General features: G+C 69.7%; 20 protein-coding genes. 17 read left to right on the top strand and 3 right to left on the bottom strand.

Annotated features, from left to right (window positions below):
- The first annotated feature begins 3 nt into the window (after positions 1–3).
- The 12 genes from PV734_RS33210 (at position 4) to PV734_RS33155 (ending at position 12,839) form a co-directional block, all read left to right on the top strand.
- Positions 4–1,434: a UDP-N-acetylmuramoyl-tripeptide--D-alanyl-D-alanine ligase gene (locus tag PV734_RS33210; protein WP_319093567.1), complete on the top strand. Its 1,431-nt coding sequence runs from the start codon at positions 4–6 to the stop codon at positions 1,432–1,434.
- A complete protein-coding gene (gene mraY / locus PV734_RS33205; RefSeq protein ID WP_006374389.1) occupies positions 1,431–2,504 on the top strand; it encodes a phospho-N-acetylmuramoyl-pentapeptide-transferase in 1,074 nt (357 codons plus the stop codon). Before PV734_RS33210 ends, mraY begins: the two co-directional genes overlap by 4 nt.
- A complete protein-coding gene (gene murD, locus PV734_RS33200; protein ID WP_415924306.1) occupies positions 2,486–3,937 on the top strand; it encodes a UDP-N-acetylmuramoyl-L-alanine--D-glutamate ligase in 1,452 nt (483 codons plus the stop codon). The genes mraY and murD overlap by 19 nt, the downstream gene beginning before the upstream one ends.
- A gap of 184 nt (positions 3,938–4,121) precedes the next feature.
- Entirely contained in the window at positions 4,122–5,492 is a 1,371-nt protein-coding gene (ftsW, locus tag PV734_RS33195; protein ID WP_319293343.1) for a putative lipid II flippase FtsW, read from the top strand.
- A gap of 6 nt (positions 5,493–5,498) precedes the next feature.
- Complete coding sequence (murG, locus tag PV734_RS33190) at positions 5,499–6,590, top strand: undecaprenyldiphospho-muramoylpentapeptide beta-N-acetylglucosaminyltransferase (RefSeq protein WP_319093569.1); 1,092 nt, start codon at positions 5,499–5,501, stop codon at positions 6,588–6,590.
- A 27-nt stretch (positions 6,591–6,617) separates the two neighbouring features.
- Positions 6,618–7,436 carry a cell division protein FtsQ/DivIB gene (locus PV734_RS33185; RefSeq protein WP_319093570.1) on the top strand — a complete coding sequence of 273 codons (819 nt, stop codon included), beginning with the start codon at positions 6,618–6,620 and terminating at the stop codon, positions 7,434–7,436.
- 276 nt (positions 7,437–7,712) lie between these two features.
- A complete protein-coding gene (gene ftsZ, locus PV734_RS33180; protein ID WP_006374377.1) occupies positions 7,713–8,903 on the top strand; it encodes a cell division protein FtsZ in 1,191 nt (396 codons plus the stop codon).
- Positions 8,900–9,637 (top strand): peptidoglycan editing factor PgeF, encoded by a 738-nt coding sequence (pgeF, locus tag PV734_RS33175; RefSeq protein WP_319093571.1) that lies wholly within the window; start codon positions 8,900–8,902, stop codon positions 9,635–9,637. The genes ftsZ and pgeF overlap by 4 nt, the downstream gene beginning before the upstream one ends.
- Positions 9,638–9,642: 5 nt before the next feature.
- A complete protein-coding gene (locus tag PV734_RS33170; protein ID WP_319093572.1) occupies positions 9,643–10,362 on the top strand; it encodes a YggS family pyridoxal phosphate-dependent enzyme in 720 nt (239 codons plus the stop codon).
- A gap of 130 nt (positions 10,363–10,492) precedes the next feature.
- The gene (locus tag PV734_RS33165; RefSeq protein ID WP_319093573.1) at positions 10,493–11,152 is read left to right on the top strand and encodes a cell division protein SepF; all 660 of its coding nucleotides are present in this window, start codon (positions 10,493–10,495) and stop codon (positions 11,150–11,152) included.
- Between the two features lie 84 nt (positions 11,153–11,236).
- Positions 11,237–11,527 (top strand): YggT family protein, encoded by a 291-nt coding sequence (locus PV734_RS33160; protein ID WP_164412776.1) that lies wholly within the window; start codon positions 11,237–11,239, stop codon positions 11,525–11,527.
- Positions 11,528–11,573: 46 nt separating this feature from the next.
- Positions 11,574–12,839, top strand: a complete 1,266-nt coding sequence (locus tag PV734_RS33155; protein ID WP_319093574.1) for a DivIVA domain-containing protein — start codon at positions 11,574–11,576, stop codon at positions 12,837–12,839.
- A 159-nt stretch (positions 12,840–12,998) separates the two neighbouring features.
- Here the strand turns inward: PV734_RS33155 and ileS are convergent, their stop codons facing one another.
- Positions 12,999–16,157 carry an isoleucine--tRNA ligase gene (gene ileS / locus PV734_RS33150; protein ID WP_319293341.1) on the bottom strand — a complete coding sequence of 1,053 codons (3,159 nt, stop codon included), beginning with the start codon at positions 16,155–16,157 and terminating at the stop codon, positions 12,999–13,001.
- A 579-nt stretch (positions 16,158–16,736) separates the two neighbouring features.
- On the opposite strand from ileS, the gene PV734_RS33145 reads away from it, so the two are divergent.
- The 4 genes from PV734_RS33145 (at position 16,737) to PV734_RS33130 (ending at position 19,721) form a co-directional block, all read left to right on the top strand.
- Entirely contained in the window at positions 16,737–17,570 is an 834-nt protein-coding gene (locus PV734_RS33145; RefSeq protein WP_319293339.1) for a TraR/DksA C4-type zinc finger protein, read from the top strand.
- Between the two features lie 99 nt (positions 17,571–17,669).
- The gene (gene lspA / locus PV734_RS33140) at positions 17,670–18,242 is read left to right on the top strand and encodes a signal peptidase II (RefSeq protein ID WP_319093578.1); all 573 of its coding nucleotides are present in this window, start codon (positions 17,670–17,672) and stop codon (positions 18,240–18,242) included.
- A 67-nt stretch (positions 18,243–18,309) separates the two neighbouring features.
- A complete protein-coding gene (locus PV734_RS33135; protein ID WP_319093579.1) occupies positions 18,310–19,254 on the top strand; it encodes an RluA family pseudouridine synthase in 945 nt (314 codons plus the stop codon).
- Positions 19,251–19,721, top strand: a complete 471-nt coding sequence (locus PV734_RS33130; protein WP_319293337.1) for a GNAT family N-acetyltransferase — start codon at positions 19,251–19,253, stop codon at positions 19,719–19,721. Before PV734_RS33135 ends, PV734_RS33130 begins: the two co-directional genes overlap by 4 nt.
- A gap of 108 nt (positions 19,722–19,829) precedes the next feature.
- On the opposite strand, the gene PV734_RS33125 is transcribed toward PV734_RS33130, so the two are convergent.
- Positions 19,830–20,945 carry a mechanosensitive ion channel family protein gene (locus tag PV734_RS33125; protein ID WP_319093581.1) on the bottom strand — a complete coding sequence of 372 codons (1,116 nt, stop codon included), beginning with the start codon at positions 20,943–20,945 and terminating at the stop codon, positions 19,830–19,832.
- 126 nt (positions 20,946–21,071) lie between these two features.
- Here PV734_RS33125 and PV734_RS33120 point away from each other — a divergent pair, with 126 nt between their 5' ends.
- Positions 21,072–21,641 (top strand): dienelactone hydrolase family protein, encoded by a 570-nt coding sequence (locus PV734_RS33120; RefSeq protein WP_319093582.1) that lies wholly within the window; start codon positions 21,072–21,074, stop codon positions 21,639–21,641.
- 43 nt (positions 21,642–21,684) lie between these two features.
- Here PV734_RS33120 and PV734_RS33115 read toward each other — a convergent pair whose 3' ends face one another.
- Positions 21,685–23,358, bottom strand: a complete 1,674-nt coding sequence (locus PV734_RS33115) for an alkaline phosphatase D family protein (RefSeq protein WP_319093583.1) — start codon at positions 23,356–23,358, stop codon at positions 21,685–21,687.
- Positions 23,359–23,371 lie beyond the last annotated feature (13 nt).

Below are 23,371 nucleotides of genomic sequence, written 5' to 3'. Positions count from 1 at the left end.
CTTGTGATCGCCCTCTCTCTCGCCGAGATCGCAGCAGTCGTCGGCGGGCAGACCCACGACATACCGGATCCGTCGGTCCAGATCACCGGACGGGTCGTCAGGGACTCCCGTGAGGTGGAGCCCGGCAGCCTCTTCGTCGCCTTCGCCGGCGAGCGCGTCGACGGCCACGACTTCGCGGCCGCGGTCGTCGAGGCCGGCGCGGTCGCCGTCCTCGCCTCCCGGCCCGTCGGCGTGCCCGCGGTCGTCGTGGACGACGTCCAGCGGGCGCTGGGCGCCCTCGCACGGCATGTGGTCCAGAAGCTCGGCGCGACCCTCGTGGCCCTCACCGGCTCCGCGGGCAAGACCAGCACCAAGGACCTGATCGCCCAGGTGCTCCAGCACAAGGCGCCGACGGTCTTCACCCCCGGCTCGCTCAACAACGAGATCGGGCTGCCGCTGACCGCGCTGAGCGCCACCGAGGAGACCAGGTTCCTGGTCCTGGAGATGGGCGCCCGCGGAATCGGTCACATCCGCTACCTCACGGAGCTGACGCCCCCGCGCATCGGCCTCGTCATCAACGTCGGCACCGCCCACATCGGCGAGTTCGGCGGACGCGAGCAGATCGCACAAGCGAAGGGCGAACTCGTCGAGGCGCTGCCCTCCGAGGCCGACGGCGGTACCGCGATCCTGAACGCCGACGATCCCCTGGTACGGGCCATGGCAGTTCGAACAAAGGCGAAGGTGGTCTTCTTCGGCGAGTCCGGCGAAGCGGACGTACGCGCCGAGAACGTGCGACTCACGGACAAGGGACAGCCCGCCTTCAGGCTCCACACACCCTCCGGTGCAAGCGACGTGACCATGCGCCTGTACGGTGAGCACCACGTGTCGAACGCGCTCGCCGCCGCCGCCGTCGCCCATGAGCTGGGCATGTCCGCAGACGAGATCGCCACCGCGCTCTCCGAGGCGGACTCCCTCTCCCGTTGGCGGATGGAGGTCACCGAGCGCCCGGACGGCGTGACGATCGTCAACGACGCCTACAACGCGAACCCCGAGTCCATGCGAGCGGCTTTGCGCGCGCTCGCGGCCATGGGCAGGGCCTCACAGGCACAAGGGGGGCGTACGTGGGCGGTGCTCGGCAAGATGGCCGAGCTCGGGGACGAGGCGCTCGCCGAGCACGACGCGGTCGGACGGCTGGCCGTCCGGCTCAATGTCGGCAAGCTCGTCGCGGTCGGGGGCAGGGAAGCGTCCTGGCTCCAACTGGGCGCATATAACGAGGGTTCGTGGGGTGAGGAGTCGGTGCACGTGTCCGACGCACAGGCGGCTGTCGACCTGTTGCGCAGCGAGCTGCGCCCGGGGGATGTCGTGCTCGTGAAGGCGTCCCGGTCGGTCGGGCTGGAGAGCGTTGCTCAGGCGCTTCTGGCGACCGGTGCCGAGGGTGAGGTTTCCGCCCGATGATGAACCAGATCCTGTTCTCGGGCGTCATCGGTATGTTCCTGACGCTGGTCGGCACCCCGCTGCTGATCAAGCTGCTGGCGCGCAAGGGCTACGGCCAGTACATCCGTGACGACGGCCCGCGCGAGCACCACGCCAAGCGCGGTACGCCGACCATGGGCGGTATCGCCTTCATCCTGGCGACGATCGTGGCGTACTTCCTGTCCAAGGTGATCACCGGCAAGCCGCCGACCTTCTCCGGGCTGCTGGTGCTCGGTCTGATGGGCGGCATGGGCCTGGTCGGCTTCCTGGACGACTACATCAAGATCGTCAAGCGGCGCTCGCTCGGTCTGCGGGCCAAGGCCAAGATGGCCGGCCAGCTGACCGTGGGTATCGCCTTCGCGGTGCTCTCGCTCCAGTTCGCGGACGGCCGCAACAACACGCCGGCCTCCACGAAGCTCTCCTTCGTCCAGGACTTCGGCTGGACGATCGGCCCGGTGCTGTTCGTCGTCTGGGCGCTCTTCATGATCCTGGCGATGTCCAACGGCGTGAACCTGACGGACGGTCTGGACGGCCTCGCCACCGGCGCCTCCGTCCTCGTCTTCGGCGCCTACACGTTCATCGGTGTCTGGCAGTTCCAGGAGTCCTGCGCCAACGCGATCACCCTGACCAACCCGGCGGCCTGCTACGAGGTGCGAGATCCACTGGACCTCGCCGTCGTCTCCTCGGCGCTGATGGGTTCCTGCCTCGGCTTCCTGTGGTGGAACACGTCACCCGCCAAGATCTTCATGGGCGACACCGGTTCCCTGGCCCTGGGCGGCGCGCTGGCCGGCCTCGCGATCTGCTCCCGTACGGAACTGCTGCTGGCGCTCCTCGGCGGCCTGTTCGTACTGATCACCATGTCGGTGGTCATCCAGGTCGGCTCGTTCAAGACGACCGGCAAGCGCGTGTTCCGAATGGCGCCACTCCAGCACCACTTCGAACTCAAGGGGTGGTCCGAAGTCCTCATCGTGGTCCGCTTCTGGATCATCCAGGGCATCTGCGTGATCGTCGGACTGGGCATCTTCTACGCGGGATGGGCGGCCGACAAGTGACCTCCGGTCAGGACAGCGACTGGGAGGGCACGCACGTCACCGTCGCCGGCCTGGGCGTGAGTGGCATCAGCGCCGCCCGCGCCCTGGCCGCCCTCGGCGCCTCCGTCACCGTCGTGGACGGCGGGGACTCCGAGGCCCACCGGGAACGCGCGGCTGACCTGGAGGGCATCGAGGTACGCCTCGGGGACGCGGAGACCCTGCCCGAGGGCACCGCACTCGTCGTCACCTCGCCCGGCTGGAAGCCGAGTTCACCGCTCTTCGCGGCGGCGGCCGAGGCCGGCGTGGACGTGGTCGGCGACGTGGAGATCGCCTGGCGGCTGCGCGGGCGGGACGGTCGAGAACCAGCCCCCTGGCTGGCGATCACCGGCACCAACGGCAAGACGACCACCACCCAGATGCTCGCGTCGATCCTGCGCGCGGCCGGCCTGCGTACGGCCGCCGTCGGCAACATCGGCACGCCGATCATCGACGTGGTCCTCGGCGAGGAGACGTATGACGTCCTCGCCGTCGAACTCTCCAGCTACCAGCTCCACTGGGCGCCCTCCCTGCGCGCCCACTCCGCCGCCGTCCTCAACCTCGCCCCCGACCACCTCGACTGGCACGGCTCCATGGAGGCGTACGCCGCCGACAAGGGCCGTATCTACGAGGGCAATCGGGTCGCCTGCGTCTACAACGTGGACGCCACCGACAAACCGTCCACCGAGGACCTCGTGCGCGGCGCGGACGTCGAGGAGGGCTGCCGGGCCGTCGGGTTCACCCTCGGTGCGCCCGGGCCGTCCCAACTCGGCGTCGTGGAGGGCATCCTGGTCGACCGCGCCTTCGTCGAGAACCGGCAGCAGAATGCCCAGGAACTGGCGGAGGTCACGGACGTCAACCCGCCCGCCCCGCACAACATCGGCAACGCCCTTGCCGCGGCGGCCCTCGCCCGGGCCTACGGGGTGCCCGCGAAGGCGGTCCGGGACGGCCTGCGGGCCTTCACACCGGACGCCCACCGCATCTCTCACGTCGCCGACGTGGACGGGGTCGCCTACATCGACGACTCCAAGGCGACCAACACCCACGCGGCCGAGGCATCCTTGGCGGCGTACGAGTCGATCGTGTGGATCGCCGGAGGGCTCGCCAAGGGCGCGACCTTCGACGAACTGGTCGCCAAGTCGGCAAAGCGACTTCGCGGAGCGGTGCTGATCGGTGCCGACCGTGCGCTGATCGGCGAAGCCCTCGCGCGACACGCCCCGGAAGTACCCGTCGTCGACCTCGACCGGACCGACACTGGGGCGATGCTCGCGGCGGTCCGCTCGGCGCGGGACCTGGCCGGTGCCGGGGACACGGTGCTGTTGGCGCCCGCCTGTGCGTCGATGGACATGTTCGCCAACTACAACAAACGTGGTGACGCGTTCGCGCAGGCGGTTCGCGAACTCGGGGCGGGGACCTGACGGTCGGTCTTCGGCCGCGGAGGGTGTCTTCGGGGGCCTTGGAGGGACACGTGAGGTCGGTTGTGGCTCGGGAACTTTCGGTGGGTCGTCTGGTGCCGGCCCGGTGGGGTGCTGGTCGCGCAGTTCCCCGCGCCCCTGAAGGGGGCGCTGCGCGCGCCCTTCAGCAGTCGCGCGGGAGGCTCTGATGCCCAGTAGCCGTACCGGTCGGGCGCCCGTGCAGGGAGCTGTGCGGGTTCGTAGGCCCGTCGCGCCCCGCCCTCCCAGGGACAATCCCGTGCGGCGGTTCCGGCGGCGGGTGGAGCGGGCCTGGGACCGGCCGTTGACCGCGTACTACGTGATCCTCGGCGGCTCGTTGCTGATCACGGTGCTCGGGCTGGTGATGGTCTACTCGGCCTCCCAGATCACCGCGCTGCAACTGTCCAAGCCCGGAACGTTCTTCTTCCGCAAACAACTCCTGGCCGCCACGATCGGCGGCGTGCTGCTGTTCTCGGCCTCGCGCATGCCGGTGAAGCTGCACCGCGCGCTCGCCTACCCGATCCTCGCCGGCTCCGTCTTCCTGATGGCCCTCGTCCAGGTGCCCGGGATAGGGATGTCCATCAACGGCAACCAGAACTGGATCTCGCTGGGCGGCTCCTTCCAGATCCAGCCGAGCGAGTTCGGCAAGCTGGCCCTGGTGCTGTGGGGCGCCGACCTGATCGCGCGCAAGGAGGACAAGCGGCTGCTCACGCAGTGGAAGCACATGCTGGTGCCGCTGGTCCCGGTCACGTTCATGCTGCTCGGCCTGATCATGCTCGGCGGCGACATGGGCACGGCGATCATCCTCACCGCCATCCTGTTCGGGCTGCTCTGGCTGGCCGGGGCGCCCACGCGACTGTTCGTGGGTGTGCTGTCCGTGGCCGCGTTCATCGGCCTCGTACTCATCAAGACCAGCCCCAACCGGATGGCCCGCTTCCAGTGCATCGGAGCCACCGAGCCCGGCACCGGGGCCACGTCCTGCTGGCAGGCCGTGCACGGGATCTACGCGCTCGCCTCGGGTGGCCTGTTCGGTTCGGGCCTCGGTGCGAGTGTGGAAAAATGGGGGCAACTCCCCGAAGCGCACACCGACTTCATCTTCGCCGTCACCGGTGAGGAACTGGGCCTGGCGGGGACGCTGTCGGTGCTCGCCCTCTTCGCGGCTCTAGGCTATGCGGGTATCCGCGTGGCCGGACGCACGGAGGACCCCTTCGTGAGGTACGCCGCGGGAGGTGTGACCACCTGGATCACCGCTCAGGCAGTGATCAACATCGGTGCGGTGCTCGGCCTGCTGCCGATCGCCGGTGTCCCACTCCCGCTGTTCTCCTACGGGGGTTCCGCCCTGTTGCCGACCATGTTCGCCATCGGACTGCTGATCGCCTTCGCACGCGACGAACCAGGTGCGCGGGCGGCGCTTTCGTTGCGGCAACCCCGCTTTGGTAGAAAGCGGGGGACCAGGGGCCCCGTGTCCGATCGGAGCCCCCGGAGATGGAACACGATGAGACGGCGTGCCTCGGCGGCGCGTTCGTCCGGAGAGCGGTGAATTTCGGTGCATGTCGTACTCGCCGGTGGGGGGACCGCCGGCCACATCGAGCCCGCGCTCGCCCTCGCGGACGCCCTGCGCAGGGCTGACCCCACCATGGGGATCACGGCCCTGGGCACGGAACGCGGTCTGGAGACCCGGCTCGTCCCCGAGCGGGGCTATGACCTGGCGCTGATCCCAGCGGTCCCGCTGCCGCGCAAGCCCACCCCCGAGCTGATCACCGTCCCTGGGCGGCTGCGCGGCACGATCAAGGCGGCCGAGCAGATCCTGGAACGCACCAAGGCCGACGCCGTCGTCGGCTTCGGCGGCTACGTGGCCCTGCCCGGCTACCTCGCCGCCAAGCGCCTGGGGGTGCCGATCGTCGTCCACGAGGCCAACGCCCGCCCCGGCCTCGCCAACAAGATCGGCTCGCGGTACGCCGCCCAGGTCGCCGTCTCCACCCCGGACAGCAAGCTCCGCGACGCCCGCTACATCGGCATCCCGTTGCGCCGCTCCATCGCCACCCTGGACCGGGCAGCGGTACGTCCCGAGGCGCGGGCCGCGTTCGGGCTCGACCCGAGTCTGCCGACGCTGCTGGTCTCCGGCGGCTCGCAGGGCGCCAGGCACCTCAACGAGGTGGTCGAGCGGGTCGCGCCTTACCTCCAGCAGGCCGGTATCCAGGTGCTGCACGCGGTCGGCCCGAAGAACGAACTGCCGCAGGTCCACCAGATGCCGGGGATGCCCCCCTACATCCCGGTACCGTACGTGGACCGGATGGACCTCGCGTACGCCGCGGCCGACATGATGCTCTGCCGCGCGGGCGCGATGACCGTCGCCGAACTCTCCGCCGTCGGACTCCCGGCCGCCTACGTCCCGCTGCCCATCGGCAACGGCGAACAGCGGCTGAACGCCCAGCCGGTGGTCAAGGCCGGTGGCGGACTCCTGGTCGACGACGCGGAACTGACGCCCGAATGGGTCCAGCGCCACGTCCTGCCCGTGCTCGCCGACCCGCACCGGCTGTACGAGATGTCCCGCGCAGCCAGCGAGTTCGGCCGCCGGGACGCCGACGACCTGCTCGTCGGCATGGTGTACGAGGCGATCGCCTCGCGCCACCGCTAGGCGACGACGAGGGAAGGCAGGGCAGGCGTGGCCGGAGGAGCGACGACCGCCGAACGCGGCGAACGGCAGCACGACACCTCCGGCCCGCCCCGTCGGCCGGGCCTCCTCGGCCGGTTGGGGCCGCGCAGGCTTCGTGCGATCGTCATCACGGCCATCGCCCTGCTCTTCCTCGGCGGAAGCGCCCTGTGGGTGCTCTACGGGTCCCGGTGGACGCATGTGGAGCGCGTATCGGTGTCGGGGACCGGTGTTCTGACACAGGCACAGGTGCGGGAAGCCGCCGACGTGCCGCTCGGGGAACCGCTCGTTTCCGTCGACACCGGCGCCATCGAGTCCCGGTTGCTTCGGAAATTGCCCCGAATTGACTCGGTTGAGGTCACTCGGTCCTGGCCGCATGGAATCGTGCTGAAAGTGGTCGAACGTACCCCTGTCCTGATTGTCGAAAGCGTCGGGAAACCGGCCAAGTATGTCGAAGTGGACGCGAAAGGCGTGCGATTCGCGACGGTTTCAGATGCGCCCGAAGGTGTACCCGCATTGGAATTGACGATGTCCCGGACAGGTTCGCAGGCGGCGAGTCTGCGCCGCTTCGGCGGCGACCGGCTGGTACGCGAGGCGGTGCGGGTGGCGGGCGACCTGCCGGGCGCCGTCGCGCGCGCCGTCAGGACGGTCAAGGTCCGCTCGTACGACTCCATCTCGCTGGAGTTGGGCGACGGCCGGACCGTCGTGTGGGGGAGCGCCGAGAAGGGCGCCGCGAAGGCCCGTGCGCTCACCGCTCTCATGAAAGCGGCTCCCGGGGCGCGGTACTTCGACGTGAGCGTCCCCACCGCCCCCGCGTCATCAGGGAGTTGACGCCTGTCCGCGCAGGCCAGCACCCTGGTTGGGCATCGCTATGGCTGATCACATAGGGTGAAAAGAAAAACGGGAGGTTCGGCGTGTTCGTTGAACGTGCGCCACTTGTCGACTTAGTGTCCTGTTCGGAAGAGTCCAAGGAACAGACACACTGGTAACCCTAAACTTCAACGTTAGGGTTCGGGTCGGCGTTCGGACCGTCCCACTTCGGCATGAGTTGTCCGTTCGCCGCAATCGCGAACGGCGACACGTAACTCGAGGCGAGAGGCCTTCGACGTGGCAGCACCGCAGAACTACCTCGCAGTCATCAAAGTCATCGGTGTCGGCGGCGGTGGTGTCAACGCCATCAACCGGATGATCGAGGTCGGTCTGAAGGGCGTCGAGTTCATCGCCATCAACACCGATGCTCAGGCGCTGTTGATGAGCGACGCCGACGTCAAGCTCGACGTCGGCCGCGAACTCACCCGCGGACTCGGCGCCGGCGCCAACCCGGCCGTCGGCCGCAAGGCCGCAGAGGACCACCGCGAGGAGATCGAGGAGGTCCTCAAGGGGGCCGACATGGTCTTCGTGACGGCAGGCGAGGGCGGCGGCACCGGCACCGGTGGCGCGCCCGTCGTGGCCAACATCGCCCGCAACCTCGGCGCCCTCACCATCGGCGTGGTCACCCGCCCCTTCACCTTCGAAGGGCGGCGCCGCGCCAACCAGGCCGAGGACGGCATCGCGGAACTCCGCGAAGAGGTTGACACCCTCATCGTCATCCCCAACGACCGCCTGCTGTCCATCTCGGACCGCCAGGTCTCGGTCCTCGACGCCTTCAAGTCGGCGGACCAGGTCCTGCTCTCCGGTGTCCAGGGCATCACCGACCTGATCACCACCCCCGGTCTGATCAACCTCGACTTCGCCGACGTCAAGTCCGTGATGTCCGAGGCCGGTTCGGCCCTCATGGGCATCGGCTCGGCCCGTGGCGACGACCGTGCGGTGGCGGCGGCCGAGATGGCGATCTCCTCGCCGCTCCTGGAGGCCTCCATCGACGGCGCCCGGGGCGTCCTGCTCTCCATCTCCGGCGGCTCCGACCTCGGCCTGTTCGAGATCAACGAGGCCGCCCAGCTGGTCAGCGAGGCGGCGCACCCCGAGGCCAACATCATCTTCGGCGCGGTCATCGACGACGCCCTCGGTGACGAGGTCCGGGTCACGGTCATCGCGGCCGGCTTCGACGGGGGGCAGCCCCCGCCCAAGCGGGACAACATCCTCGGCTCGGCCGGCGCCAAGCGCGACGAACCGACGCCGGTACGGTCCTCCGACAGCCGTCCGTCCTTCGGCTCGCTCGGCAGCGTCACGCCGAGGGAGACCCCGGCACCCGCCCCGGAGCCGGCCAACGAGCTCCCGATCTCCCCGCCGGTCCCGCCGTCCCGGTCCTACTCGGACAGCGCGGCGGAGGAGCTGGACGTGCCGGACTTCCTGAAGTGATAGGGCAGCGCTCCGAAACGAGCGATGCGAGCGGCGCGCACTTCGCCTTCACCGACCGGTGGGGCGGGGTGAGCGCCGTTCCGTACGAGGAGCTGAACCTCGGCGGAGCGGTCGGTGACGACCGGGCCGCCGTCGTCACGAATCGTGAACTGGCCGCCAAGTCCCTGGGTCTCGACCAGGACCGGGTGGTCTGGATGAACCAGGTGCACGGAAACGACGTCGTCGAGGTCGACGGGCCGTGGACCACCGGGTCCGCCCCGCCCGTCGACGGCCTGGTGACCGCCACCAAGGGCCTCGCCCTCGCCGTCCTCACGGCCGACTGCGTCCCGGTCCTGCTGGCCGACCCGGTCGCCGGAGTGGTCGCCGCGGCCCACGCGGGCCGGCCCGGCCTGGTCGCCGGGATCGTCCCCGCCGCCGTGGACGCCATGAAGTCCCTCGGCGCCGACCCCGCCCGGATCGTCGCCCGCACCGGCCCCGCCGTCTGCGGCCGGTGCTACGAAGTGCCGCGGGAGATGCGCGCCGACGTCGCCGACGTCGAACCGGCGGCGTACGCCGAGACCAGCTGGGGCACACCCGCGGTCGACGTCGTCGCCGGGGTGCACGCCCAGCTGGAGCGGCTCGGGGTGCGCGACCGGCAGTGGTCGCCGGTGTGCACGCGGGAGTCCGCCGACCATTTCTCGTACCGCCGCGACCGCACGACCGGGCGGCTCGCAGGCTATGTCTGGCTGGACTGATGGACATGACGGACCGTAAGGGCGAACTCGCCGCGAATCTGGCGGCAGTCGAGGAGCGGATCGCGACGGCCTGTTCGGCGGCGGGCCGCAAGCGGGAGGAGGTGACGCTGATCGTCGTCACCAAGACCTACCCCGCGAGCGATGTGCGGATCCTGTGGGAGCTCGGTGTGCGTCATGTGGCCGAGAACCGCGACCAGGACGCGGCGCCCAAGGCCCAGGAGTGCGCGGATCTGGCTCTCACCTGGCATTTCGTGGGCCAGTTGCAGACCAACAAGGTGCGTTCCGTGGTCGGTTACGCCGGTGTCGTGCAGTCCGTCGACCGTGACCGGCTGGTCTCCGGGCTGTCCAGGGAGGCGGTGCGCGCGGGGCGCGAGGTGGGCTGTCTGATCCAGGTCGCGCTGGACGCGGAGGAGAGCGCGCGCGGGGAGCGTGGAGGCGTGGGGCCGGGCGGAATCGGGGAGTTGGCCGACCTGGTGGCCGGGGCCGAGGGGCTCAGGCTGGACGGGTTGATGACCGTCGCACCGCTGACCGGACCGTACGCCGGACGTGAACCGGCGGCGTTCGAGCGGCTGATGGATTTGTCGACTGCTATGCGCCGCACCCATCCGGCTGCGAACATGGTGTCCGCAGGGATGAGTGCGGACCTCGAGAAGGCCGTGATGGCCGGGGCGACACATGTGCGCGTCGGCAGTGCGGTACTCGGAGTCCGTCCCAGGCTCGGGTAACGTCGCCAGGAAGTCGGACCACAGCAGAAAATATGGTCATTACCGCTGAGAGGCGGTTGTAACGACCTCGTGGATCACGGGCACTTGGCATACGTCAGTCGATCCACCACAGAGCGGAGGACTCAGAGCAATGGCCGGCGCGATGCGCAAGATGGCGGTCTACCTCGGCCTCGTGGAGGACGATGGGTACGACGGCCGGGGATTCGACCCCGATGACGACTTCGAGCCCGAACTCGACCCTGAACCCGAGCGCGACCTGCGGCGGCGTGAGCCCTCGCATCAGCCGCACGGTTCGCACCAGTCCCACCAGTCACATCAGTCCCAAAGGGACGAATCGGTACGAGTGGTGCAGCCGCCCGCCCCGCGCGATCCGGTGTCGCATTCCGCTTCGCTGGGCGCGGAATCCGGACGTCCGGCGCGGATCGCGCCCGTGGCGTCCATCACACAAGAACGCTCAGGCCTGGAGAAGAACGCACCGGTGATCATGCCCAAGGTCGTGTCGGAACGAGAGCCTTACCGGATCACCACGCTCCACCCCCGGACCTACAACGAGGCCCGTACCATCGGGGAACACTTCCGTGAGGGCACTCCTGTGATCATGAATCTCACTGAGATGGATGACACAGACGCGAAGCGACTTGTCGACTTTGCGGCCGGTTTGGTGTTTGGTCTTCACGGCAGCATCGAGCGGGTGACGCAGAAGGTGTTCCTGTTGTCGCCTGCTAACGTCGATGTCACGGCGGAGGACAAGGCCCGCATCGCAGAGGGCGGGTTCTTCAACCAGAGCTGAGACGCAGGACCGGAAAAGCAGTAAGCAGGCAGTACCAACAGTGGTACCAGCAGCATGGAAACAGGGGAGAGGTAAGCGCGGATCATGAGCGTGGTTGGACAGGTTCTCTACATCGCGCTGATGTGCTTCCTCATCGTGCTGATCTTCCGGTTGGTCATGGACTACGTCTTCCAGTTCGCCCGCTCATGGCAGCCCGGCAAGGCGATGGTGGTCATTCTGGAGGCCACCTACACTGTCACTGATCCACCGCTCAAGCTTCTGCGGCGGGTCATCCCGCCGTTGCGTCTCGGGGGCGTGGCGCTCGACCTGTCCTTCTTCGTACTGATGATCATCGTGTACATCCTGATCACCGTCGTCAGGGCGGTTTTGGTGTGAACGATACGGTCTTGCCGAATGCCGACGACTACGTTGAGGTGAAGAGATGCCGTTGACCCCCGAGGATGTGCGGAACAAGCAGTTCACGACCGTCCGCCTCCGAGAAGGCTATGACGAGGACGAGGTCGATGCCTTCCTCGACGAGGTTGAAGCCGAACTGACCCGACTGCTCCGCGAGAACGAGGACCTGCGCGCCAAGCTGGCCGCCGCCACGCGTGCCGCTGCCCAGAACCAGCAGCAGGGCATGCGCAAGCCTCCGGAACAGGACCAGCAGCAGGGCATGCAGCAACAGGGGATGCCCCAGCAAGGCATGCCCCAACAGGGGATGCAGCAGGGGATGCCGCAGCAGGGCATGCGAGGCCCCGGCGGCCCGGTGCCCGCCGGCATATCGGGCCCGCCGCAGCAGCAGATGGGTGGCCCCATGGGCGGCCCGCCCCAGCTGCCCAGCGGCGCACCGCAGTTGCCCCCCGGCCAGGGCGGTCCTCAGGGACCCGGCCCGATGGGCCAGGGCCCCATGGGCCAGAACCCGATGCAGGGTCAGATGGGTCAGGGCCCCATGGGCCAGGGTCCGATGCAGGGTCAGATGGGCCAGGGCGGCATGCCCGGCCAGATGCAGCAGATGCCCGGTCAGCAGATGCAGGGTCAGATGCAGCAGATGGGCGGCCCGATGGGCGGACCCATGGGTGGCCCGATGGGCGGTCCCGGCCAGGGTCCTGGTGGAGACAGCGCCGCGCGTGTTCTCTCGCTGGCCCAGCAGACCGCCGACCAGGCGATCGCCGAGGCTCGTTCCGAGGCCAACAAGATCGTCGGCGAGGCTCGCAGCCGCGCCGAGGGCCTGGAGCGCGACGCCCGCGCCAAGGCCGACGCTCTTGAGCGGGACGCGCAGGAAAAGCACCGCGTCGCGATGGGCTCCCTGGAGTCCGCCCGCGCCACGCTGGAGCGCAAGGTCGAGGATCTGCGTGGCTTCGAGCGCGAGTACCGCACCCGCCTGAAGTCGTACCTGGAGTCGCAGCTGCGTCAGCTGGAGACCCAGGCCGACGACTCGCTGGCCCCGCCGCGTACTCCGGCCACGGCCTCCCTGCCGCCGTCCCCGGCGCCCTCGATGGCTCCGGCCGGCGCCGGTGCCCCGTCGTACGGCGGCAACCAGGGCATGGGTGGCCCCGGTCCGGCCGGCCCGTCCTACGGTGGCCAGCAGCAGATGTCCCCGGCCATGACCCAGCCCATGGCTCCGGTCCGGCCGCAGGGCCCGTCTCCGATGGGTCAGGCACCTTCACCGATGCGCGGCTTCCTGATCGACGAGGACGACAACTGACGGCCTCTAGTACGCCTTAGGCGTCGGCGGCGTTCAGGGCGGGGCCCCGGATTTTCTTCCGGGGCCCCGCCCTTTTGCGTGTGCCGGTGACGGCGAGGGCCCGCTCCCGCCGACTGGGTCGGCGGGAGCGGGCCCTCGTAGGCGCTGTGCCTGTCGCTGTTACGCCTTGCGCAGGCGGAACGTCAGGGACAGGCCCTCGTCCGTGAACGGGTCCCCGTAGGTGTCGTCCGCCGCACCCTGGCCGAAGTCCGTGGCCAGGACCTCGTCGGAGATCAGGCCGGAGTGCTCGGCCAGGGCCGTGGTGACCGCGGGGTCCGTGGACGTCCACCGCAGCGCGATGCGGTCGGCCACGTCGAGGCCGCTGTTCTTGCGGGCCTCCTGGATCAGCCGGATCGCGTCACGGGCGAGGCCCGCCTGCCGCAGCTCCGCCGTGATCTCCAGGTCGAGGGCGACCGTCGCGCCGGAGTCGGACGCCACCGACCAGCCCTCGCGAGGGGTCTCCGTGATGATGACCTCGTCCGGGGCCAGCGTGACCGTCTCGCCGTCGACCTCCACCGACGCCTTGCCCGCGCGCAGGGCGAGGGACAGCTCGGCCGCGTCGGCGTTCGCGACGGCCTTCGCGACATCCTGGACGCGCTTGCCGAACCGCTTGCCCAGGGCGCGGAAGTTGGCCTTCGCGGTGGTGTCGACCAGCGAGCCGCCGACTTCCGAGAGGGACGCGAGGGAGCTGACGTTGAGCTCCTCCGTGATCTGCGCGTGCAGTTCGCGGTCCAGGGTGTCGAAGCCGGCCGCCGCGACCAGCGCGCGGGACAGTGGCTGCCGCGTCTTCACACCCGACTCCGCGCGCGTGGCACGGCCGAGCTCGACCAGCCGCCGTACGAGCACCATCTGCTTGGACAGCTCCGGGTCGATGGCGGACAGGTCCGCCTCGGGCCAGGTGGTCAGATGGACGGATTCGGGGCTGCCCGGGGTCACCGGCACCACCAGGTCCTGCCAGACCCGCTCCGTGATGAAGGGGGTCAGCGGGGCCATCAGCTTCGTGACCGTCTCGACGACCTCGTGCAGGGTGCGCAGCGCGGCCTTGTCGCCCTGCCAGAAGCGGCGCCGGGACCGGCGGACGTACCAGTTGGACAGGTCGTCGACGAACGCCGACAGGAGCTTGCCGGCGCGCTGGGTGTCGTACGCCTCCAGGGACTGCGTCACCTGGTCGGTGAGCGCGTGGAGCTCGGACAGGAGCCAGCGGTCCAGGACCGGGCGGTCGGCCGGGGCCGGGTCCGCCGCGGAGGGGGCCCAGTTCGACGTACGCGCGTACAGGGCCTGGAAGGCGACGGTGTTCCAGTAGGTGAGGAGCGTCTTGCGGACGACCTCCTGGATCGTTCCGTGGCCGACGCGGCGGGCCGCCCACGGGGAGCCGCCGGCCGCCATGAACCAGCGCACCGCGTCCGCGCCGTGCCGGTCCATCAGCGGGATGGGGTCCAGGGTGTTGCCCAGGTGCTTGGACATCTTGCGGCCGTCCTCGGCGAGGATGTGGCCGAGGCAGACCACGTTCTCGTAGGACGACTTGTCGAAGACGAGCGTGCCGACCGCCATCAGCGTGTAGAACCAGCCGCGGGTCTGGTCGATGGCCTCGCTGATGAACTGCGCCGGGTACCGGGACTCGAACAGTTCCTTGTTCTTGTACGGGTAGCCCCACTGTGCGAACGGCATCGAACCCGAGTCGTACCAGGCGTCGATGACCTCCGGCACGCGCGTGGCCGTCTGTCCGCAGTCGTCCTGGGGGCAGGCGAAGGTGACCGCGTCGATGAACGGGCGGTGCGGGTCCAGGTTCGACTGGTCGGTGCCCGTGAGCCCGGTCAGTTCCGCGCGGGAGCCGACGACCGTGAGGTGGTCCTCCTCGCAGCGCCAGATCGGGAGCGGGGTGCCCCAGTAACGGCTGCGGGAGAGCGCCCAGTCGATGTTGTTGTTCAGCCAGTCGCCGAAGCGGCCGTTCTTGACCGTCTCCGGGTACCAGTTGGTCTTCTCGTTCTCCTGGAGGAGACGGTCCTTGACGGCGGTCGTGCGGATGTACCAGGACGGCTGCGCGTAGTAGAGGAGCGCGGTGTGGCAGCGCCAGCAGTGCGGGTAGCTGTGCTCGTACGGGATGTGCTTGAAGAGGAGGCCGCGCTGCTGGAGGTCCTCGGTGAGCTGTTCGTCCGCCTTCTTGAAGAAGACGCCGCCTACCAGGGGGACGTCCTCCTCGAACGTGCCGTCCGGGCGGACCGGGTTCACGACCGGCAGGCCGTACGCGCGGCACACCTTGAGGTCTTCCTCACCGAAGGCGGGGGACTGGTGGACCAGACCCGTACCGTCCTCGGTCGTCACGTAGTCCGCGTTCACCACGTAGTGGGTGGGCACGTCGTCCGGGAACTCGACGAGCTCGAACGGACGTTGATAGGACCAGCGCTCCATCTCGGCGCCGGTGAAGGTCTGACCGGTGGACTGCCACTCCTCGCCGAGCGCCTTGGTGAGCAGCGGTTCGGCGACGACGAGCTTCTCGCTGCCGGAGGGGCCCTTCGTCGCCACCACGTAGGTGACGTCGGGGTGGGCGGCGACCGCGGTGTTGGAGACCAGCGTCCAGGGCGTCGTCGTCCAGACGACGAGGGCGGCCTCGCCGGCCAGTGGACCGGAGGTGAGCGGGAAACGGACGTACACGGACGGGTCGACGACCGTCTCGTAGCCCTGGGCCAACTCGTGGTCGGACAGGCCCGTGCCGCAGCGCGGGCACCAGGGGGCGACGCGGTGGTCCTGGGTCAGCAGGCCCTTGTCGAAGATCGTCTTCAGCGACCACCAGACCGACTCGATGTACTCGGGGTCCATCGTGCGGTAGGGGTCGTGCAGGTCGGTCCAGTACCCCATGCGGGTCGTGAGCGCCTCGAAGGCGTCCGTGTGCCGGGTCACCGACTCGCGGCACTTGTCGTTGAACGCGGCGATGCCGTACGCCTCGATGTCCTGCTTGCCGGAGAAGCCGAGTTCCTTCTCGACCGCCAGCTCGACCGGGAGGCCGTGGCAGTCCCAGCCGGCCTTGCGGGCCACGTGGTAGCCGCGCATGGTGCGGAAGCGCGGGAACACGTCCTTGAAGACGCGGGCCTCGATGTGGTGGGCGCCCGGCATGCCGTTGGCGGTGGGCGGGCCTTCGTAGAACACCCATTCGGGGCGCCCCTCGGACTGCTCAAGGCTCTTGGCGAAGATCTTCTGCTCGCGCCAGAAGTCGAGCACGGCGTGCTCAAGGGCGGGCAGGTCGACCTGGGCGGGCACCTGGCGGTACGTCGGCGTTGTCATCAGCGAGCTTCCTCCGGCGGACTTTCTGCCTTCCGTCGGAGGGACGAGAGCCGGAATTCTCCGGACGCCGTTCACGGCGTACTCCCGCGGTACCACCCTCCTTGGCCCTCCGGTGCGTCGTGCCCACCGATGAGCCCCCTCATTGGGGTCGCGATACCGGGTCTACCGGCCGCGGCTGTCCTGCTCGCCTCGCTGCGGCTTTCTTCCGGCGGCTCCGGGGTGATCTTCGCGTCGCGCTCACCCCCGGGCTTCCACCGTCCCCGGGTCGCTCTGGGCTGCGTACGCCGCTACTCGTCCCCATCCACGCTTCTCGCTCCGCCAGTGTACGGCGCCCCACGGACAGCGGCCGACCGGTTTTCCGAGCCACCCGAATGGCCAGGGTCGGGTGTCCGGATTCCGGGACGCGCGGCTGGGCGGATTACCCGGCGGAGAGCTGGGCACAACGCTTGCAGGCTCGCCCCGCGGGAGTGGCGGGGTGGGCGAATCGGGTGGTGTGCCCCGTTGCCGCGGGTCTCAAGTCGATTTATCGTCCCAGCACGATTCGCGAGCAAGATCACAATATGTGAAGGGGCCGCGGCCATGGTGGCGAAAAAGACCGCCGTACAGCAGTCGGCGTCCGGCAGATCCACGGGATCCACGGCTGCGGGGGCCTCCGGCGGTGGCAAGGGCACGGACGCGAAGAAGACCGCCCTCAAGAAGGGCGCCGCGAAGAAGACGGTGGTCAGGAAGGCCGTCGCGAAAACAGCTGCCGAAAAGGTCGAGAAGGCAGAAAAGGTCGAGAAAGCCGAGAAGAAGGCCGCCGCTCCTGAAAGCACCGCGGCTCACGGCAGTGCCGGTAAACGCACGTCCCCAAAGACCACGGCCAAGAAGAGCACGGCCAACAAGGCGGGTGCGGCCGAGGCCGCGAAGACGACGGGAGCCACGACGGTGGTTGCGAAGAAGACTCCTGGCACGGCCACGGCGGCGAAGAAGGCCGGCACGGTGCCCAAGGCGCGGATCGTCGCGGCGGTGGAGCCGGGTGAGCTCGCCGTACGCCCCGGTGAGGAGCCATGGACCCCGGCGGAGGTGGCGGAGGCGCGCGCCGAGCTGCAGTCCGAGGTGCTGCGGCTGCGCGCCGAGATCACGACGTCCGAGGAGTCGCTCGTGGGTCTGATGCGGGACTCCGGGGACGGCGCGGGTGACGACCAGGCCGACACCGGCACCAAGAACATCACGCGCGAGCACGAGATGGCGCTGGCGGCCAGCGCGCGCGAGAGGCTCGTCCAGGACGAGCGGGCCCTGGAGCGGCTGGACACGGGCACCTACGGCCTGTGCGAGAACTGCGGCAACGCGATCGGCAAGGCGCGGATGCAGGCCTTCCCGCGCGCGACGCTGTGCGTCGAGTGCAAGCAGAAGCAGGAGCGGCGCTACTGACCCCTGGCGGATCCGCGCCGTGCACCTCCTGCGCTGCGGTGTGCCAGGAGGCGTGTCGTACTCTCGTCCTCAGTCAGGAACCTAGGTTGAGGGACTCACGTGGCAGAGGCGGAGCGCATCATCGGTACGCCGGACATCCCAGACGCGGCGGGAGCCGAGCCGGAGACGCCGGACGGGCGGCCCCGGGGCAAGCGCCGGATCCTCGTGCTGTTCACCGTCGCCACGCTGGCGTACGCGCTGGACCTCGTCAGCAAGATGATCGTGGTCGCCAAGCTGGAGCACCACGCGCCGATCGAGATCATCGGGGACTGGCTGAAGTTCGAGGCGATCCGCAACGCGGGTGCCGCCTTCGGTATGGGTGAGGCCTTCACCGTGATCTTCACGGTCATCGCGGCTTCGGTGATCGTCGTGATCGCCCGGCTGGCCCGCAAGCTCTACAGCCTGCCCTGGGCGATCGCGCTCGGGTTGCTGCTCGGTGGCGCGCTGGGCAACCTGACCGACCGGATCTTCCGCTCCCCGAGCGTCTTCAAGGGCGCGGTCGTCGACTTCATCGCGCCCAAGCACTTCGCGGTCTTCAACCTGGCCGACTCGGCGATCGTCTGCGGCGGCATCCTGATCGTCCTGCTGTCCTTCAAGGGGCTCGACCCGGACGGCACCGTCCACAAGGACTGAGGGGTCCGAGGGCGGTTTGTCCACAGGCCCGGTCGGGGGTACCGGGCCGGTCCGGCATACTCGACGGGTGAGTACGATTCCCGAGATCCGCAACCTGCCCGTGCCGGACGGCCTGGAGGGTGAGCGTGTCGACGCCGCCATCTCCCGGATGTTCGGCTTCTCCCGTACGAAGGCCGCCGAGCTGGCCGCGGCGGGGAAGGTCACGGTCGACGGCTCGGTGGTCGGCAAGTCGGAGCGGGTGCACGGCGGGGCCTGGCTCGAGGTCGAGATGCCGCAGGCGCCCGCCCCCGTGCAGGTCGTGGCCGAGCCGGTCGAGGGCATGGTGATCGTGCACGACGACGACGACATCGTCGTGATCGTCAAGCCCGTCGGCGTGGCCGCGCACCCGTCGCCCGGCTGGACGGGGACGACCGTCATCGGCGGGCTCGCCGCCGCCGGATACCGCATCTCGACCTCGGGTGCCGCCGAACGCCAGGGCATCGTGCACCGGCTCGACGTCGGCACGTCCGGTCTGATGGCGGTCGCCAAGTCGGAGCGCGCGTACACGTCGCTCAAGCGCCAGTTCAAGGAGCGCACGGTCGACAAGCGCTACCACACGCTGGTCCAGGGCCACCCCGACCCGATGAGCGGCACGATCGACGCGCCCATCGGCCGGCACCCGACCCACGACTACAAGTGGGCGGTCACGGCCGAGGGCAAGCCCTCCGTCACGCACTACGACCTCATCGAGGCGTTCCGCGCGGCCTCCCTGCTCGATGTGAAGCTGGAGACCGGCCGCACCCATCAGATCCGCGTCCACATGGCCGCCCACCGGCACCCCTGCGTCGGCGACCTGACGTACGGGGCGGATCCGACGCTCGCCAAGCGGCTCGGCCTGACCCGCCAGTGGCTGCACGCCGTGCGCCTCGGCTTCGAGCACCCCGGGGACGGGACATGGGTCGAGTTCGAGAGCGGCTACCCGGACGACCTTGCCGACGCCCTGGAGCGGGTGCGCGAGGAGACGTACGCGTGACCTCGTCGGCGTACGTGGTGCGCGTCGTCGAGGACCCTGCCGACCGCGAGGCCTGTTTCGCGGTGCGCAAGGAGGTCTTCGTCGTGGAGCAGCGGGTGCCCGAGGACCTGGAGTACGACGAGTTCGACGCGGGCGCGCTGCATGTGCTGGCCGTCCGGGAGGACGGTGTGGCCCTCGGCGCGGGGCGGTTGCTGTACGGGGCGGCCGCCGCCGGCCGGACCGGGGGCGATGCCTCCGTCGGGTCGCTCGGACGGCTCGCGGTGCGGAAGGAGGCCCGGGGACTGGGGGTCGGGGTCGCGCTCGTGCGGGGGATCGAGGCGGCGGCTCGGGAGCTGGGGCTTGCCGCGGTGGATCTGCATGCGCAGACCTCCGCGTCGGGGTTCTACGAGCGGCTCGGGTATGCGGGGTACGGGGACGAGTTCGTCGAGGCGGGGATCGCGCATCTTGCGATGCGCCGCTCTCTTTGAGTTTTTCCTCCCGCCCGCGCACCGCCCGTTTCCAGTCCGATGAGAAGTGGGACTCGCCTGTGGGGGGGGGTGCGCTTCGTGGGCGGCTTTCCGCCCACGAATGGGCTTTTAGGCTCGGCCCGCCGGGCGGGGGGTGTCGTGGGCCCTGCGAGGGGGTCCGTCCTGGAAGCGGCGGGCCGTTTCCGTGCCCGGGGGTAGGGACGCGTCCGCCGTGTTGACCCGGGGGAGGGCGTACGGGTGCTGCTCGGCCAGCCAGCGGATCATGCCCTCGCGGACGTGTACGCGGACCTTCCAGACGTCGTCCGCGTCCTTCGCCGTCACCAGGGCGCGTACCTCCATGGTGCTCGGTGTGGCGTCCGTGACGGACAGGTCGCAGGCGCGGCCGTCCCAGGCCGGGCACTCCCGCAGGAGGTCGCGGAGCTTCTCGCGCATGGCCTCCATGGGCGCACTGTGGTCGAGGTGCCAGAAGACGATGCCGGTCATCTGGGCGCCGCCCCGCGACCAGTTCTCGAAGGGCTTCGAGGTGAAGTAGGACACGGGCATCGTGATGCGCCGCTCGTCCCAGGTGCGCACGCTCAGGAACGTCAGCGTGATCTCGTCGACCGTGCCCCACTCGCCGTCCACCACGACGGTGTCGCCCATGCGCACCATGTCGCCGAAGGCGATCTGGAACCCCGCGAACATGTTGCTCAGCGTCGACTGGGCCGCCACACCGGCGACGATGCCCAGCACGCCGGCCGAGGCCAGCAGTGAGGCGCCGGCCGCGCGCATCGCCGGGAACGTCAGCAGCATCGCCGCCACGGCCACCACGCCCACGACCGCGGCGACCACCCGTGTGATCAACGACACCTGGGTGCGGACCCGGCGGACCCGAGCCGGGTCGCGGTGGGCGCGGGCGTACCGGGTGTAAGAGGTGTCCACGATCGCCGCCGTGATGCGGACGATCAGCCAGGCCGTCGAGCCGATCAGGACCAGTGTCAGGGCCCGGCCGACGGCGACCTCGTGCCCGTGGAGCAGGTGGGCCTGGTCGTAGGACCCTCTGAGCAGCGCCGTGCACAGGACGAGCTGGTAGGGCACACGGCCCCGGCGCAGCAGTCCCCACAGCGGAGTGTCGGTCTGCCGTTCGTCAGCCTTGCGCAGCAAGCGGTCCGTGGCCCAGCCGATCAGCAGCGTGAGCACGACCGAGCCGCCGAGGACGATCAGCGGGCGCAGTACGTTCTCCATGCGGGAGAACGTAACCGTAGAAGGGCGGTCCTGAACATCTGACCCCGGGTGTGCTGGCACACATGGTGATGGCGTCGGTGCTGATCTCCGGCGGGTGTTGTCAGTGGTGCCTGGCACGATGTCCTCATGAACGTCATGCTCTTTCACTCGACCTACGGGCTTCGCCCCGCCGTGCACGCTGCGGCGGACCGGCTGCGGGCGGCCGGACACGAGGTGTGGACCCCCGACCTCTTCGGCGGGCGCACCTTCGAGACCGTCGAGGAAGGCATGGCCTTCAAGGACGCCGTGGGCAAGGACGAGCTGCTCAGACGGGCGATCCTGGCCGCGGCCCCCTATTCCGGACGGGGCCTGGTGTACGCGGGGTTCTCGTTCGGTGCCGCGACCGCGCAGACACTCGCGCTCGGCGACGACAAGGCACGCGGCCTCTTGCTGCTGCACGGCACGTCGGACATCGCCGAGACGGCGTCGGTGGACGAGCTGCCCGTCCAGCTGCACGTGGCCGAGCCGGACGCGTTCGAGACCGACGACTGGCTGGGGTCCTGGTATCTCCAGATGGGCAAGGCGGGCGCCGACGTGGAGGTCTACCGGTATGCCGGAGCCGGTCACCTCTACACCGACCCGGATCTGCCGGACTACGACGAGGAGGCGGCCGAGGCCACCTGGCGGGTGGCGCTCGGCTTCCTCGACAGCCTGTAGGGACGGCAGCCTGTGGGGACAGCGGTGACCGGCCTGCCGGGGGCTACACCGGGTCGTACGTCCGTTCAACCTTCTGGGTGCCGGTGAGCGTGCGGTACGAGCGCCACCAGGTCGACGTCGCGTTCGGCTTCGTGCGGTCGGACAGCACGTAGTAGTCCATCTGCGCGCGGCCGGCTGTGATGTCCAGGACGCCGTAGCCGTGGCGGTCGGTGTCGACCCATTGGACGTGCCGGTTGGCCGCTCTGATGATCGGCGCGGCGAGCGCGGTGACGGTGCCCTCGGGCACCTTGACGAGGTCGTCGAGGTTGTCGGAGGTGACCGACGTGACGATGAACTCCGTGGCGGCCGAGGGCGACAGCGGGTAGGTGCCGGCGTCCACGGGCACGTCGTTGGCCCAGGCCATGTGGATGTCTCCGGTCAGGAAGACGGTGTTGCGGATCGCGTTGGAGCGAAGGTGGGCTAGGAGTTCACGGCGGTCGTCCGTGTAGCCGTCCCACTGGTCGGTGATGAGGCCGAGGCCGTCCCTGGGCAGGCCGAGCAGTTCGGCGAGCGGCTTGAGCAGGTCGGCGGTGAGGGAGCCGATGACGAACGGCGAGATCATCACCGAGTTCCCGACCAGCCGCCAGGTGGTGTCCGAGGCCTTCAACCCGGCCTTCAGCCAGTCTAGTTGGGCCCGGCCGGTGATCGTACGCTCCGGGTCGTCGACCGATCCGTTGCCCACGGCCACCTGCTGGGAGCGGAACGAGCGCAGATCGAGGAGGGAGAGGTCGGCGAGCTTGCCGAAGCGCAGGCGCCGGTAGGTGGTGCCCGCGATCGCCGGGCGGACCGGCATCCACTCGAAGTAGGCCTGCTTCGCGGCGGCCTGCCGGGCCGACCAGGTGCCCTCGGCGCCCTCGGTGTGGTTCTCCGCGCCGCCCGACCAGGCGTCGTTGGCGAACTCGTGGTCGTCCCAGATCGCGATGACGGGGGCTGCCGCGTGCAGGGCCTGCAGATCAGCGTCGGTCTTGTAACGCCCGTGCCGTACGCGGTAGTCGGCGAGCGTGAGGATCTCGTGAGCGGGGGAGTGCGGGCGTACGACGGTGCCGCGGGTGCCGTACGCGCCGGTGCCGTACTCGTAGATGTAGTCGCCGAGGTGCAGCCAGCCGTCCAGGTCGCCGCGGGCCGCGAGGTGGCGGTACGAGGAGAAGTAGCCGGCCTCCCAGTTGGCGCAGGAGACCACGCCGAAGCGCAGCCCCGTCACGACCGCGTCCGCGGCGGGCGCGGTGCGGGTGCGGGCGGCGGGGGAGTCCGTGCCGCCGGACGAGAAGCGGAACCAGTAGTCCGTGGCGGGTGCGAGGCCCCGGATGTCCGCCTTGACCGTGTGGTCGGCGGCGGCCGTGGCGGTGGTCGAGCCCTTGGAGACGACGTTCGTGAACGCCTTGTCGAGGGCGACGGTCCAGCTCACCTCGGTGTCCGGGCCCAGCCCGGAGCCGGGTATCGCCTCGGCGGTGGGCGTCACGCGCGTCCACAGCAGGACGCCGTCGGGCAGCGGATCGCCGGAGGCGACCCCGTGCAGGAAGGCGGGGGCCTCGGCAGCCGCGCTCGCCGGGAGCGCGGCGGTCAGCGGGCCGGCCAGTACGACGGTGGCCGCGGCGGCCTTGACGACCGTACGGCGGCGTGGGGCGAGGGAGTTGGCCCGGGCGCCCGTGGACTCGGAGGAACTGCTTCGACTCGTCACGGGCGCTGAGATT

The organism is Streptomyces sp. AK08-02, assembly GCF_033795085.1.
Lineage (GTDB): Bacteria > Actinomycetota > Actinomycetes > Streptomycetales > Streptomycetaceae > Streptomyces > Streptomyces echiniscabiei.
This window is presented reverse-complemented; position numbering and strand designations above follow the sequence as displayed.